The organism is Micromonospora sp. NPDC051141 (assembly GCF_044455765.1).
Taxonomy (GTDB): domain Bacteria; phylum Actinomycetota; class Actinomycetes; order Mycobacteriales; family Micromonosporaceae; genus Micromonospora.
This window is the reverse complement of the sequence record NZ_JBITFD010000008.1, coordinates 148,435-162,844: the sequence shown is the minus strand read 5'-3', so window position 1 is coordinate 162,844 and position 14,410 is coordinate 148,435. Positions and strand designations below refer to the sequence as shown.

The 14,410-nt window shown below is 72.8% G+C and carries 10 protein-coding genes; 1 reads left to right on the top strand and 9 read right to left on the bottom strand.

The window, feature by feature from the left end; translation table 11 throughout:
* Positions 1-30: 30 nt before the first annotated feature.
* On the bottom strand, positions 31-378 hold the full coding sequence (locus tag ACIA6B_RS17350; RefSeq protein ID WP_396774380.1) for a DUF3817 domain-containing protein: 348 nt from the start codon (positions 376-378) through the stop codon (positions 31-33).
* Positions 379-600: 222 nt separating this feature from the next.
* Between ACIA6B_RS17350 and ACIA6B_RS17345 the strand changes: the two genes are divergently transcribed.
* A complete protein-coding gene (locus tag ACIA6B_RS17345) occupies positions 601-2,079 on the top strand; it encodes a glutamate--cysteine ligase (protein WP_396774378.1) in 1,479 nt (492 codons plus the stop codon).
* A gap of 119 nt (positions 2,080-2,198) precedes the next feature.
* Here ACIA6B_RS17345 and ACIA6B_RS17340 read toward each other — a convergent pair whose 3' ends face one another.
* The 8 genes from ACIA6B_RS17340 to glgX all read right to left on the bottom strand — a co-directional run bounded on the left by ACIA6B_RS17340 (position 2,199) and on the right by glgX (position 14,260).
* Positions 2,199-3,308: an FAD-dependent oxidoreductase gene (locus ACIA6B_RS17340; protein ID WP_396774377.1), complete on the bottom strand. Its 1,110-nt coding sequence runs from the start codon at positions 3,306-3,308 to the stop codon at positions 2,199-2,201.
* A 76-nt stretch (positions 3,309-3,384) separates the two neighbouring features.
* Positions 3,385-3,996 carry a DUF6518 family protein gene (locus ACIA6B_RS17335; RefSeq protein WP_396774375.1) on the bottom strand — a complete coding sequence of 204 codons (612 nt, stop codon included), beginning with the start codon at positions 3,994-3,996 and terminating at the stop codon, positions 3,385-3,387.
* Between the two features lie 284 nt (positions 3,997-4,280).
* The gene (locus ACIA6B_RS17330; protein ID WP_396774373.1) at positions 4,281-4,928 is read right to left on the bottom strand and encodes a maleylpyruvate isomerase family mycothiol-dependent enzyme; all 648 of its coding nucleotides are present in this window, start codon (positions 4,926-4,928) and stop codon (positions 4,281-4,283) included.
* A gap of 170 nt (positions 4,929-5,098) precedes the next feature.
* A complete protein-coding gene (locus ACIA6B_RS17325) occupies positions 5,099-6,217 on the bottom strand; it encodes a helix-turn-helix domain-containing protein (RefSeq protein ID WP_396774372.1) in 1,119 nt (372 codons plus the stop codon).
* A 318-nt stretch (positions 6,218-6,535) separates the two neighbouring features.
* The gene (locus tag ACIA6B_RS17320) at positions 6,536-7,858 is read right to left on the bottom strand and encodes a helix-turn-helix domain-containing protein (RefSeq protein ID WP_396774370.1); all 1,323 of its coding nucleotides are present in this window, start codon (positions 7,856-7,858) and stop codon (positions 6,536-6,538) included.
* Positions 7,859-8,106: 248 nt separating this feature from the next.
* Positions 8,107-9,840, bottom strand: coding sequence for a malto-oligosyltrehalose trehalohydrolase (treZ, locus tag ACIA6B_RS17315; RefSeq protein WP_396774368.1), 1,734 nt, complete (start codon positions 9,838-9,840; stop codon positions 8,107-8,109).
* The gene (gene treY, locus ACIA6B_RS17310) at positions 9,837-12,137 is read right to left on the bottom strand and encodes a malto-oligosyltrehalose synthase (RefSeq protein WP_396774366.1); all 2,301 of its coding nucleotides are present in this window, start codon (positions 12,135-12,137) and stop codon (positions 9,837-9,839) included. Before treY ends, treZ begins: the two co-directional genes overlap by 4 nt.
* Before the next feature lie 2 nt (positions 12,138-12,139).
* Complete coding sequence (gene glgX, locus ACIA6B_RS17305) at positions 12,140-14,260, bottom strand: glycogen debranching protein GlgX (protein WP_396774602.1); 2,121 nt, start codon at positions 14,258-14,260, stop codon at positions 12,140-12,142.
* Positions 14,261-14,410: the final 150 nt, after the last annotated feature.

Here is a 14,410-nt window from a genome sequence, read left to right as displayed (position 1 = left end):
TAACGTCTGCGGTAGAGGCGAGGCCCCCTCCTAGCCACCGACACCCGCGAGCGGACGCTCGGCGGGCGCGGGAGCGGGGGCGTCGAGCAGCCCGCGTCGGCGCGCCCAGCGCTCGAACAGCACGGTGGCGAACGGCGGCACCGCGCTGGCCAGCGCCAGCCCCGTCCGCGTCAACGTCCAGCGGCGGCGTCGGGCCACCACGAGGACCAGCAGCCCGTACGCGACGAAGAGCGCGCCGTGGATCGGGCCGAACACCTGCACGCCGAGTTCGTTGCGCGGCGGCCCGTACTTGACAACCATGCCGGCCAGCAGCGCCGCCCAGGAGCACGCCTCGGCGATCGCCGCCCACACGAACGCCCGGATCCACCCGTCGCGCATCAGTCACTCCTTCTCCGTCGCGGCGGCCATGGTAGCCGGCCCGCCTGGCGGCCAACTGTTAAGCGGGGCCCCGCCCATGCAGGAGGCGTCAAGAGGGGGCCCTCCCTGACGCGGCCCGGATGAGTGGGGGCGGTTCGGGGTACAGAAAAGATCCCTTAGACCTTTTCCTGACCCGTCACTGCGTGCGAGGTTGGGAAGACCAACGGTGACAAGGTGGTGACCATGGGCGAAGACGTCGGCGCGCGCACCTTCAGCCGGGAGGATCGGGCCCGCTACCGGGAGAAGGTCCGGCGCTGTCTGGACGTCTTCGCCGAGATGCTGCGGGAGTCCCGGTTCGACGTGGAGCGGCCGATGACCGGCCTGGAGATCGAGCTGAACCTGGTCGACGAGCGCTTCGACCCGGCGATGCGCAACGCCGACGTGCTGGCGGCGATCGCCGACGAGGCGTTCCAGACCGAGCTGGGCCAGTTCAACGTGGAGATCAACGTGGCGCCGCGCCGGCTCACCGGCACCGGCACCGCCCAGTTCGAGGAGCACGTGCGGGCCAGCCTCAACGCTGCCGAGGATAAGGCCCGTACGGTCGGCGCGCACATGGTGATGATCGGGGTCCTGCCGACGCTGCGCCCGGAGCACCTGACCGCCGACTCGCTCTCCGCCAACCCCCGGTACGCGCTGCTCAACGAGCAGATCTTCGCCGCCCGCGGGGAGGACCTGCCGATCGCGATCAGCGGGGTGGAGCGGCTGGCCACCACCGCCGACACCATCACGCCGGAGGCGGCCTGCACCAGCACCCAGTTCCACCTCCAGGTCAGCCCGGCGCAGTTCGCCGACTACTGGAACGCCGCCCAGGCGATCGCCGGCATCCAGGTGGCGCTCGGCGCGAACTCCCCGCTGTTCTTCGGCCGGGAGCTGTGGCGGGAGACCCGCATCCCGCTGTTCCAGCAGGCCACCGACACCCGGGCGGAAGAGATCAAAGCCCAGGGGGTACGCCCGCGGGTGTGGTTCGGAGAACGCTGGATCACCTCGGTGTTCGACCTGTTCGAGGAGAACGTCCGCTACTTCCCGGCGCTGCTGCCGGTGTGCGACCCGGAGGACCCGGCGGCGACGCTGGCCAGCGGCGGCGTGCCGAAACTCGCCGAGTTGCGCCTGCACAACGGCACCATCTACCGCTGGAACCGGCCGGTCTACGACGTGTCGCGCGGGCGTCCGCACCTGCGGGTGGAGAACCGGGTGCTGCCGGCCGGCCCGACCGTGCTGGACACGGTTGCCAACGGCGCCTTCTACTTCGGACTGGTCCGGGCGCTGGCCGAGTCGGACCGTCCGCTCTGGTCGCAGATGTCGTTCAGCGCCGCCGAGGAGAACTTCAACGCGTGCGCCCGGCACGGCATCGACGCCCAGGTGTTCTGGCCGGGCCTGGGCTACCTGCCGGTGACCGAGCTGGTGCTACGGAGGCTGCTGCCGATGGCCCATCAGGGCCTGGACCGGTGGGGTCTCGACCCGGCCGAGCGGGACCGGCTGCTCGGCATCGTCGAGCAGCGCTGCCTGACCGGCCGCAACGGCGCGACCTGGCAGGTGGAGACGCTGCACCGGTTGGAGTCCGCCGACCACCTGGACCGGCCGGCCGCGCTGCGCGAGGTGGTCCGCCACTACGTCGACCTGATGCACAGCAACCGCCCGGTGCACGAGTGGCCGATTCCCTGACCGGGCCGGACCGTCCCCGGTCACCGGGGGCGGCCCGCGGGCGGGAAGTCGTCCACCACGCCCTCCGGTGACGCCTGTTCCCTACCGGCCAGGCGCGGGCACCGGAACTCGGGCACCGGTCACGGCGCGGGGAACGACCGGTCGCCGAAGAGGACACCTCGGGCCGCCGCTCGTCCGAACGGCGTACGCAGGAGCGTGAACGCCGCCGACGCGACGGCCGGGGTACGCACCTGGGCCAGCCCGTGCCGCAGCGTCAACCTGCCCCGGAACCGGCTCCGCAGGCTCGCGCCGTCGTAGCGGCTCACCACGTCGCGGCGGCCCGTGCGCAGCGCCTCGTCGAGCACGACCGCCGCGTACGCCGACAACCGCAGGCACGGATCGAGGCCGCCGGCGGTGAGCGGGCTGACCGCGCCCGCCGCATCGCCCACCAACAGTCCGTCCGGGCAGCCGATGCGGCGCAGCACCCCGCCGACCGGGATCGGCCCGCCCCGCCGTTCCACCTCGTCGGGCCGGTCCCCGGCGGGCAACCCGGGAGCCGAGGCGGCGAACCGCCGCAGCGCGTGCCGCAGGCCGCCGGGGAAGCGGTCGGCGTAACCGGCGACGCCGACGTGGGCGTGCCGGCCGTCGTTGACCACCCAGGCCAGGTAGCCGGGCGCGAGCGTCGGGTCGAGCACGCAGTGGAACGTGGGCGGCCCGTCGCCCGGGGCGACGGAGAAGACCTCCTCGGCGCCGACCAGAAGGTGCCGGTTGCGGTCCAGGCGCAGATCCCGGGCCACCCGGGACCGGGCGCCGTCGGCGCCGACGACGAACCGGGCCCGGACCTCGACCGGGCCACCCGGAGCGGTCAGCACGTAGGCGTCCCCCCGGCGACCGGCGTAGCGGGTGCCGAGCGCGATCCGCACCCCGGCGTCGCCGGCGGCGCGAGCGGCGTCCGTGTAGAGGCCCGCCATGTCGCCCACCCGGTATTCGTCGCGCGCGCTGACCAGGGTCACCGGGCGACGCAGGCCGGGCGGGTAGAGCACCACCCGCCGGATGGGCGGCCCCAGGCGCCCGGCGGGCAGCGGGAAGTCGTCGAGCGTGCGCCGGACGAAGATCCCGGTCGTCCGGATCGCGCCGCTCAGGGCGGGCCGGCGGTCGATCAGCAGCACGTCGTGCCCGCCTGCGGCGAGCAACGTGGCGGTGTGCAGCCCGGCCAGCCCGGCGCCGACGACCAGGACGTCCGCGCTCACTCGATCAACCATGGATCGAGTTTCGCTAGCTAGCTATCGAATGTCAATCGATTGAGCGGTCCATATGGAGGCCGCCTCAACCGGGGACGGCGACGAAGACCAGCGCGCCGAGCGCGGCAAGCGGCAGCGCCACCGCCGACGCGAGCAACCGGGTCCGGGCGGCGCGGGCGACGAGCAGGATCACCAGCGCGGCGAGCCCGAGGTCGATGGCCACGTTCCACCAGGCGCCGGGGTAGTAGCCGGTGCGCCCCCGTTCCGCGAAGCGCAGCGCCTCCTCGACGAACACGGCCGCCGGCAGCGCGGTCGCCACCACCCGCCGCCACCCGGACGACCGGGCCCAGACCCCGGCGACGCCGAACACCACGCCCGCGAGCACCCCAAACGCCATCCACAGCAACGAGGTGGGCGCGGTGATCACGGCCAGATCGTCACCCTGGAGCAGTGTCGCGGCCAGGTAGTAGCTGGGCACGGCGACGACCAGCAGGACCACGCCCGCCACCGCCGCCCGCAGCGCGCCCACCCGGACCCACCAGCCGAGCGCGAACGCGGCGATTGCCCAGGTGGCGGTGGAGTTGCCGAGTTCGGCCAGCGGGTACGGCACCCGCGTGATCCAGACGAAGTCGAGGAAGCCGAGCAGGAGACCGGCGAGGGGGGCGACGAGCGCCAGGACGCGACGGGTGGGCGGCATGCCGGAGAGCATACTCGGTATGCAATCACCGCGTCGCTGCCAGGGTCGCCGCCGCGGCACCGGCCACCAGCGTCGCTCGGCGTCGCGTTCCGGTCGGCCCGGGTGGTGAGCGCCGCCGGCACGATCGGCGCGGCGTCCGGCGGCCACACCACGGCGATGTCGTTTCGGGTGCCGTACCCGCCGGTGCCGCTCTTGTCCGCCACTCGCCGGCCGGCCGGCCCGCCGGTCCGGACCAGGCCCACGCCGGTAGCGCACCACCGGGTCCGGGTCGGCGTCGACCGTCCTCAGGCGGGGACGCACCGCTGACGCAGCGTGGGCACCCCGGGCCCGGTCAGGTCGTCGCAGTATGCCGCCCGGCCGGCCATCGCCATGGTCAGTGCCAGCGTGGTGCCGCTGACCAGGGGGCCGGCTCCGGCGGCGAACGGTCCGTCGGTGGCCGCCACCCGCAGCCCTCGGATGGCGCTGCGTCCGCTCACGGTGAAGTCCCGACCGGCGAAGAAGCGGGCGACCGGTGTCACGGCCTCGACCGGCGGCGTACGGCCGAGCCCGAGCGGTCGCCGGATGTCCTGAGCGTGCAGGACCACCTCACCGAGCCACGCCTCGGTCGGGCCGAACGTGGACGTGGTGCTGTGGATGATCCGACGGAACCGGTCGAGCGTCTCCGCCGGGTCGGCGCCCCGGTGCTCGGCCAGGCGACGGTCGTTGTGCTTGTCGAAGTCGAAGCGCGCGCCCACCACGCTGACCACCCAGCGGGCCCGGCCGACGCTCGCCGCCGCAGTCAGGTGCGCGACCACCTGCTCCACCGTCCACCGGCCGCACAGCGAACGGTGCGCCCACCGCGCCGCGTCGAGCCCGGCCAGGTCGTCGGCGAGGGCGGCCCGCTCCGCGTGCGCGAGCGCCCACAACTCGCTTCGGGTGAGCGTCTCGGGCATGAGCAACCTCCAGTGTCGGCCCCCGTCCTCCCACTCGGACCGCCCCCGTCCGGCGAACTCATCGCTCCGCCGCCTCGCCCTCTCGTCGATCTTGGAGTTGTGGTGCCAGGAAAAGCGTCGCATGTCGGCTTTGCGAACCACCACAACTCCAAGATCGGGCGCGAACCCGTTCACCGGGTCAGGCCGACCAGGGTCGCCAGGCGGGCCACGCCGGGTGGCGCCGGGTGGGCGCGGGCGATCTCCGCGACGACGGTACGCGCCACCGGCCGCAGCCGAATCTCGGCCGGCGCGATGCCGTCCGCCTCCACCAGCGCCCGGCCGGCTCCGCGCATGTCGCCCACCCGGACGTACGCCCGCGCGGCATCCACCAGGTAGGCGGCCCGGAACTCGGTCGGCAGACATCGCCACGCCTCCCGCCGATGCACCCGCTCGTGCCGGCACACCGCTTCCCCGGCGTCACCCGACTCCAACGCCGCCACCACCCGGGCCGCCTCGACGGCAGCCGGCCCGAACCCGCACCGCTGCAACTCGTCCCCGGACGGGTGTCGCGCGGCCAGCTCGGCGGCCCGGCCCAGCAACTCGTCCGAGCGGCGGACCTCGCCGCAGCCGGCGGCGGCGAGGCCGGCCTGAATCAGCAAGGGCCCGTGCAAGTCGCTCACCGGCTCGGCAGAGATCGTCACGGTGAGGGCCAGTTGGTTCCGGCCCAACGCCCGGAGCGCCTCCCCCACGCACGCGACAGCCCGGACTGACAGCGCCGGATCATCACCCGCCCCGGCCACCGCCCGGTCGGCGGCCAGCCACGCCAGGTCCGCCTCCCCCAGCTTGACCAGTACGGACGAGGCGATCCGGTACGCCTGCACGAGCAGCTCCGGAGCGGCCCGGTGCAGCCCGCGGGCGACATCCAACAGTCCCGGCAGCAGCCGCAGCGTCCGTGCGTAGTGGGCATGCTGGTAGGTCAACCAGGCGTACGTCACGTGCCGCCGCAGCTCCGAAGGCGCCAGTGCGGGCGGACCGCCGTGGTAGTTGGCGAGCGCCGCGCGGACCGCGTCCACCCCGACCGGCGCACCCGTCAGCGCCGGCCCCGGCGTGCCGAGCAGAACCGACGGGTCGACCCGGAGCACGTCGGCGATCTCCTGGATCACCGAGTACCGGTCCAGTCGGCGCACCCCCCGCTCGACCTTGTCCACCCAGCTCTTCGACTTGCCGAGTCGATCGGCGAGCATCTGCTGGGTCAACCGACGGCGCGTCCGCCACCCGGCGACCCGCCGACCGATCGGCTCACCGGTCACGCCGCCACCGCCGGTCCGGCACTGCCCGCGTGGTGTCCTCCACGGATACACGCTCCGCCTCGGCCTGTGCCAGCAGCCGCCGCTTTGCGGCCTCCCATTCGGCCGCCTGAATCTGCTCACCCCTGCCCGGCTGCGGCTTTCTGCCACTGCCCGACTGCCTGCTGCCCATTGCCACCTCCGGAGATCGGGGTGCGGCATGAGTTGGAGGAAGGCAGGGTCCGCACCCGGCTCACGGCATCCGCGACCGCAGCACGGTCGCGAACGCTCCTGTGACAGCGTGTGACGGAGGATCGACGTGGTCCCCGCAGACAGGCCCGATTACTGTCCGCCGGGTTGTCCGCCAGCCGTGGCGGACAGGTGGGCGGACAATTCCAGGAACTCGTCGACCGCCCGTGAACCACCGGCAACCGAGACCAGCGCCTCGCGCAGGTCTGCCACTCGCTCGGCGGCCCGTTGCGACCGCGCCCGGAGCGCAAAGCTCAGTGCCCGTCCGGCGGTGATCGCCGCCTGCTCTGCCTCGCCGGCCTGAAGCAATGCCTTGGCCAGCCACGTCGTGTACAGCGCCGTCTCTCGCGGAGAATCGTCCCCGTAGCGGACAATCACCCGTTCCAGGATCGGTACCGCCCGCAGCGGACGGCCCAGTTCCGTCCAGACCCGGCCCGCCATGATCTCGACCTCGTCCCGAGTCAGCCAGTACGCCCAGGATGGTGCCTGCACGGGTCCGTGTTCCGGATAGATGTCCTCGACCGATCCGAGTGCCCGCTCGGCGAGGCCCACCTCCCCGACACGGGCGTACGCCCAGGCGACCCGTTCCAGGAACAGCGCACGCCCGGTGGCCTCGGCGGCGTGCCGGCCACCGGCATGCGCCGACCGGGCCAGCGTGACGGCCGCATGCTGGTCACCGACATTGGCCTCAAGGTAGGAGAGGCTGCTGAGGCAGTTCGCGGCACAGGCGGTGTCACCACCGGCGTGAGCCGCGCGCATCCCGGCCAGGTGGTAACGACGGGCTTCCGCCATCCGGCCCGAGTCCTCGGCGACGAAGCCCGCCAGTTGGCACAGGTCCGCGATGACGACCAGCAGGTCCCGGCCCACCGACTCGGAGTGACTGCTCTCCCGCAGCAACGCTAGGGTCTCGGCCAGTTCGTCGGTGACCAACGTGTACGTCTCGCTTCCGCCAAGGTGATCGTCCAACCGGCGGAGCTGAAGAACCCGTCGTCGCACCCGCTCCACGGTGCTGTCACCGACGCGACGGCCGGCTTCGAGTTCGAGGCGCTGCGGTGGGTCGGCGATCAACCATTGGTGTGCCAGTTCGACGGCGTTCTCCGAGGTGGGCGTCTCCGTAACGAGCAGGTCGGCCAGCCGTTCGATGTCGGACCGCTGCCAAAAGCTACCGGAGACGACCGTCGGGCACTGTTCGTCCGGGCCCGAGATGGCGGCGACTGCCACCAGGGCACCGCCCGCACCCAGTGCGCCGTCCAGCCGTTGAGCCACTTCCGGACTCGGAGCCTTACGTCCGCAGGCGATGTCGTGCAGGTAGCTCTTGCTGTAGTAGGTGCGCGTCGCGAGCGTGCGGTAGCTGAGTCCGCGTTCCTTCAGCAGGGCCCGGAGACGAACGGCGAAGGGCGAAAGGCTCGCGGGCATCGCGACTCCCAGGGAGGACCGACCGGAAGGTTGCCGCTACGCACAGTACCCGAAGCGTTAGCGTTCTCGATGTGACCTGGATGGACCCCGCCACCTGGTACGCCGCTCTGCCCGCGTTCCATGCCACCGCAGCCGCCCTCATCACCGACCCGGCTGACCGGGTTCTGCTCGTCAAGCCCCGACGTGAGCCGGGCCGGACCACGCTCGGGCGCGCGACCGATAACGGGCACGACGCCGACGCGCGGAACTCAGAGCGCGACGATCGCCGCGCTCTCCGCCGGCAGCTCGATGCCGCCGCGCATCACCGTGGCGCCCTCGGCGGAGGCGAGCAGCACCCGGCGCACCGCCCCGGGCAGGTTCACCCGCTGCGGTCGCTCCGCCAGATTGGCCACCACCAGCGTGTCGCCGCGTCGCACCACCAGGAACTGGTCGCCGTGGCGCACCTCGACCCGGTGCAGCCGCGGGTCGGACAGGTCCGGGCACGACTTGCGCAGCGCGATCAGCCGCCGGTGGAACTCGTACATCTCGCGGTGGTCGGGCTTGTCCAGCTCGGCCCAGTCCAGCCGGGACCGCAGGAACGTCTGCGGGTCCTGCGGGTCGGGCACGTCCTCGGTGGCCCACCCGTGGTCGGCGAACTCGCGCCGGCGGCCGGTGGCGACCGCGACCGCCAGCTCCGGCTCGGGATGGCTGGTGAAGAACTGCCACGGCGTGGTCGCGGCCCACTCCTCCCCCATGAACAGCATCGGGGTGAACGGCGCGGTCATCAGCAGCGTGGCGCCGACCCGCAGCATCCCGGCCGAGAGCGTGGCGGAGATCCGGTCGCCGGTGGCCCGGTTGCCGATCTGGTCGTGGTTCTGCAGGTAGGCGACGAACCGGTGGCCGGGCGTGCGCTGCCGGTCGACCGGGCGGCCGTGGCTGCGGTTACGGAAGCTGGACCAGGTGCCGGCGTGGAAGAACGCGCCGGTCAGCACGTCGGTGAGGCACTCCAGCGAGCCGAAGTCGCCGTAGTAGCCCTGCCGCTCGCCGGTGAGCAGCGTGTGCAGCGCGTGGTGGGCGTCGTCGTTCCACTGGGCGTGCAGGCCGTAGCCGCCAGCCTCGCGCGGCGTGATCAGCGTCGGGTCGTTCAGGTCGGACTCGGCGATCAACGACAGCGGCCGGCCCAGCGCTGTCGACAGCGACTCGACCTCGGTCGCCACCTCCGCCAGCCAGTGGGTGGCGCGACCGTCGGGCATCGCGTGCACGGCGTCCAGCCGCAGCCCGTCGACGTGGTAGTCGCGCAGCCACATCAGCACGCTGTCGACGATGTAGCGGCGCACCCCGTCGGAGTGCGGGCCGTCCAGGTTGACCGTGCGGCCCCAGGTGTTGCTCTGCTCGGTGAGGTACGGCGCGAAGCGCGGCGCGTAGGCCCCGGAGGGCCCGAAATGGTTGTAGACGACGTCGAGGATCACCCCCAGCCCTCGGGCGTGCGCCGCGTCGACGAAGCGTTTCAGGCCGTCCGGCCCGCCGTAGGGCTCGTGCGGGGCGTACCAGCAGACGCCGTCGTAACCCCAGTTGTGCTCGCCGTTGAACGCGTTGACCGGCAGCAGCTCGACCAGGTCGACGCCGAGCTCCACCAGGTGGTCGAGCCGGGCGATGGCGCCGTCGAACGTGCCCTCCGGCGTGAACGTGCCGATGTGCAGCTCGTACAGCACGCTGCCGGGCAACTGCCGGCCGGTCCACGCGGTGTCGGTCCAGGCGAACGCCGCGTGGTCGTACACCCGGCTGGGGCCGTGCACGCCGGCCGGCTGCCAGGCCGACCGGGGGTCGGGCAGCGCCTGCTCGTCGTCGTCGAGCAGGAACGCGTAGTCGGCGCCCGGCCCGGCGTCGGGCGCCTCGACCCGCCACCAGCCGTCCGGACCGGGCCGCATGTCGTGGTCGGCCACCCCGGGCAGGCGCAACCGCACCCGGGCGGCCTCGGGCGCCCACACCGTGAACTCGGTCATGCGGCGGCCTCCGCTGGGTCGGTGGGTGCGAGGAGGGCGACGGGACAGGTGCTCAACAGATCGTCCAGGAGCACCTCCCCACCACTGTAGACCCGACCGGTGAACACGTCGGTCACCGGATGAACGGGAAGTGACAACGTCGTGCCCCGCCAGCCGCCGTCGCGGGCCAGCCGCACCGGCAGCCGGGTGGCCACCGCGATCGCGCCGCCCCGGTCGAACGCCACCGCGTGCGCGGCGGCCGGGCCGCGCGCCGGCACCGGCCGGTAGCCGGTGAACAGCTCCGGCCGGTCGCGGCGCAACCGCAGCGTGCGGGAGACCACGAGCAGCTTGACCCCGCCGTCCGCGGCCACCGTCGGCTGCCAGCCGGCGTCGAGCCGGGCCAGCAGCTCCCGGCGTACGGCGAAGTCGACCGGGCGGCGGTTGTCCGGGTCGACCAGGGAGTTCTCCCACAGCTCGGTGCCCTGGTAGGTGTCCGGCACGCCGGGCATGGCGAGCTGCACCAGCTTCTGGCCGAGCGCGTTGGACCAGCCGGCCGGCGTGATCTCGTCGACGAACGCGGTGATCTGGGCGTGCAGCTCCGGGTCGTCGTACATCCGGTCGACCAGGGCGTGCATCTCGTGCTCGAAGGCCGGGTCGGGGTCGGCCCAGCTCGTGCTGACCGACGCCTCCCGGGCGGCCTTCTCCGCGTACCCGTGTAGCCGGTCCCGGTCGAGCGGCCAGGCCCCGACGGCGGTCTGCCAGAGCAGGTGGGCCAGCGCCGGGTCGGCCAGCGGCGCCCGGGACATCCAGTCGGTGACCCGGTCGGCCCACCGGCCGGGCAGCTCGCTCAGCACCGCGAGCCGGGCGCGGACGTCCTCGCCGCGCTTGGTGTCGTGGGTGGAGAGCGCGGTCATGCTCGCCGGCCAGCGCACCTGGCGGGCGGCGGCGAACCGGTGCAGCTCGGCCGGCGGCACCCCGAAGTGGGCCGGGCTGCCGCCCACCTCGTTCAGCGCGACGAACCGGCTCCACCGGTAGTAGGCGGTGTCCTCCACACCCTTGGCCATCACCGCGCCGGTCAACTGCGGGAACCGGGCGGCCAGCTCGTGACCGGGGTCCCGGAGCCGGGCGGTGACCTGGTCCAGCACCGCGGTCAGGTCGGGCCGGCGGCGGCCGGCCTCGCTGCGGGCGGCGGCCAGGTGCCGGGCCCCCTCGGGCGGATAGCCGCGGTAGACCGGGAAGCAGGCGGCCAGCTCCGCGAGGGCGTCGCGGACCTGCTCGCGGGGCAGCTCGGGCACGAGCGCGGCGAGGCGGGTCAGCTCGGCGGCGAGCAGTCGGGTGGCGGCCTCCAGCTTGGTGCCGTGGGTCAGGTCCTCCCAGGAGGTGTGCCGGCCGGTGAGCCGTCCGTCGAGCGCGGTGAAGTCCGGCTCGGCTGCCGGGTCGACGAAGAGGCCGGACACGGCGGCCAGCGCGTCGTAGCCGGTGGTGCCGTCGACCGGCCAGTCCGGCAGGTCCTCGCCGTACTCCAGGATCTTCTCCACCACCAGCCAGCGGTCCGGCGCGGCGGCGCGCAACCGGGCCAGGTAGCCGGCCGGGTCGCGCAGCCCGTCCGGGTGGTCCACCCGGATGCCGTCGACGTCCCCGGCGTCGGACCAGCGCAGGATCTCCGCGTGGGTGGCGTCGAAGACCGCCGGGTCCTCCACCCGCAGGCCGGCCAGGTCGGAGACGGCGAAGAACCGGCGGTACGTCAGCTCGGTGTCGCCACGCCGCCAGTCCACCAGCTCGTAGTGCTGCCGGTCGTGCACCTCGCGGGGCGTGCCGTCGCCGGTGCCGTCCGCGACCGGGAAGCGGTGCTCGTGGTAGCGCAGCTCCCCGTCGACCAGCTTCAGGTCGTCCAGCGCGTCCGGGGCGTCGGCGAGCACCGGCAGCAGCAGCCGGCCGCGGTCCCAGTCGATGTCGAACCAGTCCGCGTACGCCGAGTCCCGCCCGGCCCGCAGCACGTCCCACCAGGCCGGGTTGGCCGCCGGCCGGGCCACCCCGGCGTGGTTCGGCACGATGTCCACGACCAGGCCCAGCCCGGCCGCGCGCAGCGCCCGGACCAGGCGTTGCCGGCCGGCCTCGCCGCCCAGCTCCGGGTTGACCGCCCGGTGGTCGACCACGTCGTAGCCGTGCTGCGAGCCGGGGGTGGCGGTGAGCAGCGGCGCGGTGTAGAGGTGGGTGACGCCGAGCGCGGCCAGGTAGTCGGTCAGCTCGGCGGTGGCGTCCAGGTCGAAGCCGGGCCGCACCTGGACGCGGTAGGTCGAACGAGGGGTGTCGGGCATGGTCAGGGCGTCCTCTCCAGGACCAGCAGCGAGCGGTCCGGCACGCACACCGTGCCACCCGCCTCGACCACTGTCGTCTTCTCCGGATCCGGTTCCGCGGTGCTGATCACCAGCTCCCACCGGGGCCCGAACTCCTCCCCGGGCAACGTGAAGTCCAACGCCGCGTCGTGCGCGTTGAACAGCAGCAGGAAGGAGCTGTCCCGGTGGCGCTGGCCGTACTGGCCGCGCTCCGGGATGCCGTCGCCGTTGACGAACAGGGCCACCGAGCGGCCGAAGTCGTTGCCCCAGTCCTCGCCGGTCATCTCCCGGCCGTCCGGGGTGTACCAGGCCAGGTCCGGCAGGCCGGAGCCGGCGGCCCGACCGCCGACCGGCAGCCCGGTGAAGAACCGTCGACGGCGGAACACCTGGTGGCGGTTGCGGAACTCGGTGAGCCGCCGCACGAACGTGAGCAGCTCCTCGTCGGCCCGGTCCCAGTCCACCCAGGCCAGCTCGCTGTCCTGGCAGTAGGCGTTGTTGTTGCCGTGCTGGGTGCGGCCCAGCTCGTCGCCGTGGCCGAGCATCGGCACGCCCTGGGACAGGATCAGCGTGGCCAGGAAGTTGCGCCGCTGCCGCTCCCGCAGCGCGCGTACGCCCGGGTCGTCGGTGTCGCCCTCGACGCCGCAGTTCCAGGAGCGGTTGTGGCTCTCCCCGTCCCGGTTCTCCTCGCCGTTGGCCTCGTTGTGCTTGTCGTTGTACGACACCAGGTCGGTGAGCGTGAACCCGTCGTGGCAGGTGACGAAGTTGATGCTGTGGAACGGGCGGCGGCCGTCGTCCTGGTAGAGGTCGGCGGAGCCGGAGATGCGGGACGCGAACTCGGCGAGCGTGGCCGGCTCGCCGCGCCAGAAGTCGCGGACCGTGTCACGGTACTTTCCGTTCCACTCGGTCCACTGCGGCGGGAAGTTGCCCACCTGGTAGCCGCCGGGGCCGATGTCCCACGGCTCGGCGATCAGCTTGACCCGGCCGACCACCGGGTCCTGCTGCACCACCTCGAAGAACGTGGAGAGACGGTCCACCTCGTAGAACTCGCGGGCCAGCGTGGCGGCCAGGTCGAACCGGAAGCCGTCGACGTGCATCTCGGTGACCCAGTAGCGCAGCGAATCCATGATCAGTTGGAGCGAGTGCGGGCTGCGCACGTTCAGGCTGTTGCCGGTGCCGGTGTAGTCGACGAAGTAGCGCCGGTCCTCCTCGGAGAGCCGGTAGTAGCTCGGCGTGTCGATGCCCTTGAAGCTCAGCGACGGCCCGAGGTGGTTGCCCTCGGCGGTGTGGTTGTAGACCACGTCGAGGATGACCTCGATGCCGGCGGCGTGCAGCGCCTTGACCATGCCGCGGAACTCCTGCACCTGCTGGCCGAGCCGGCCCAGCGCGGAGTAGCCGTGGTGCGGGGCGAAGAAGCCGATGGTGTTGTAACCCCAGTAGTTGCGCAGCCCCAGGTCGGCCAGGCGGTGGTCGTGCACGAACTCGTGCACCGGCATCAGCTCGACCGCGGTCACCCCGAGCCGCTGGAAGTGCTCGATCATCACCGGCGAGGCGATCGCCGCGTACGTGCCGCGCAGCTCCTCCGGGATGTCCGGGTGGCGCATGGTCAGCCCCCGCACGTGCGCCTCGTAGATGACCGAGTGGTGGTACGGGGTGCGCGGCGGCTTGTCGTTGCCCCAGTCGAAGTACGGGTTCACCACCACCGACTTCGGCATGAAGGGCGCCGAGTCGGTGGTGTTCATCCGGTCCGGGTCGCCGCCCACCTCGTAGTCGTAGACCGCCGGGTCCCAGGAGACCTCGCCGTCGACCGCCTTCGCGTACGGGTCGAGCAGCAGCTTGTGCGGGTTGCACCGCACCCCGTTGGCCGGGTCCCACCGGCCGTGCACCCGGAAACCGTAGCGCTGGCCGGGCTCGACGCCGGGAATGTAGGCGTGCCAGACGTACGCGTCGACCTCGCGCAGCTCGACCCGGCGTTCGGTGCCGATGTCCCACTCGTCGAACAGACAGAGCTCGACCCGCTCCGCCACCTCGGAGAAGATCGCGAAGTTGGTGCCCATCCCGTCGTAGGTGGCGCCGAGGGGGTAGCTGTCGCCCGGCCAGACCTGCATGTCGCTCCTTCGGCCCATGATCGTGAGCGCGCCGGACGGGCGGCCGACGCGCACGCCGTTGATGCCCCGCCGTACCCGCCGCCAATCCACCCGTTCGGACGGTAACCGAAACGTTCGGGTGTCGTCCGTCACGATCGACCGTTTCGAGGT